This is a genomic window from Haloarchaeobius iranensis (assembly GCF_900103505.1).
GTDB classification, from domain to species: domain Archaea; phylum Halobacteriota; class Halobacteria; order Halobacteriales; family Natrialbaceae; genus Haloarchaeobius; species Haloarchaeobius iranensis.
In genome coordinates, this window is sequence record NZ_FNIA01000068.1 from 1 (window position 1) to 1,470 (window position 1,470).

The 1,470-nt window shown below is 52.4% G+C and carries 1 protein-coding gene; it reads right to left on the reverse strand.

Features of this window, described 5'->3' with window-relative positions; all coding sequences use genetic code 11:
• Nucleotides 1-93 precede the first annotated feature (93 nt).
• Nucleotides 94-1,104 carry a hypothetical protein gene (locus BLT27_RS19495; protein ID WP_139172449.1) on the reverse strand — a complete coding sequence of 337 codons (1,011 nt, stop codon included), beginning with the start codon at nucleotides 1,102-1,104 and terminating at the stop codon, nucleotides 94-96.
• Nucleotides 1,105-1,470: the final 366 nt, after the last annotated feature.

The window sequence follows — 1,470 nt, forward strand, 5'->3', positions numbered from 1 at the left end:
GTCTACCGAAGCTACGTCTTGCAGGGCGTTGGTACTGCTGGACACAGTTTCCAAACCCTGCGGCCTCCCTTGGGAGGCTTTCTATGACACGCTCTAGGCGTCGAACACGAGGAACCCACCGGTAATTGGACCGTAATCGAAACCCCCCTCGTGAGGTGGGTATCTCTCCCAGAACCGTAACTTGTTCTCCGAACCAGTCTCTGGCGGGGGTTCCAACCATTCATCAATCACCTCTCCGACGTCGATCAGATCGAAGATTATCCCTCCCACCTCTGCTAATCTCACTATCGTCGAACTAACGTACCGACCCCCATCGTCGAGGTAGTTAGGACAATCGAACTCAAAATCTACACCGACATCGAACGTTTCATGAGCGAAATCAGCTATCGAGACGAGTTTTGCACCGCTTGCTCCTAAATCGAGCAATATACCTTCTTGAACACGGGCCGGCTTTGCCTCCGCATCAAGTCGACAAGCCTCCATTGGCCAGAGGTTTCGCGTTCGGTTCGATGTAAACCGCTCTGGACAGTAGTAGAGCGAGGCGAGATGTTCGACGAGACCCTCGAGACCTATCTCTTCGTTTTCATCGTTGATCTTCTGAGTCAGGTTGTGACCGTTGATGAATCGGAACTGGTTCGGAGTCCTCCGTGGTGCGACCACGACGTGGTTGTTAACAGCACCGTCTCCCTCATTCTTTGGCCGGACTTCGAGTTCAGAAAACAACTGTACGTTGTGGGAGCCAGTCGTTCGAAGCTGCCACTCATCTCGTTCTGGAGAGTCGAACCGACTACGGTACGGTTGATTCACGACCATCGCAGAGGTTTGAATAGCGAACGTGTACCGCCAACATCCATTGCTGAACCCGGTCAATGGATTTCCGGTTTCGACCCAGTTTGCATCAAGTAAGTGCAAATTGTTGGTAGAATGTTCGACGAACCTGCTATAGCGATTGGAAGTGACGTACTCGTCTCCGCGCCACATCGTATCGTGCTGGGAACGCCAGCGAAGGCGACGGAGGCGTGCAGCATTCGACTCCTCTTCGGGATTCTGGATGGGGCCACTCACAGACTGAACGATATCTCGCCGGGGAGGTTCTGAACTCATTAGTCGTCCACCGTTATTGTCTTACTATCTATATGTACGCGACCGTCTGAATCGCTAGCGACGAGTTGAATTTCATACGTTCCGGGCTCTTCGAATTGCACTGATGCAGTTTGACCGGAGTCGAATTTTTTGAATGCGAACCCCGATACCGGAGAGTTGGTGCATTTCCAGAACCACATCAGTGGTTGACACGCTCGTGTCCATCCGGGGTTTTCTCCGACACTGTATGGTCCGTTCCTGAGCCACCCTCCGAGGTCGACATTAGCTTCGAAGGGCTGTGTTGAATCACTAGACGGCGTCGAGATGGGTCGCTAAATCAAAGGAGTTGAAGCGGAGAGATTCGGTTACCTATGACACAAATCTCCC

Coding starts and splice junctions, on each gene's coding strand:
- BLT27_RS19495 (WP_139172449.1), bottom strand. CDS start 1,104: ATGAGTTCAGAACCTCCCCGGCGAGATATCGTTCAGTCTGTGAGTGGC.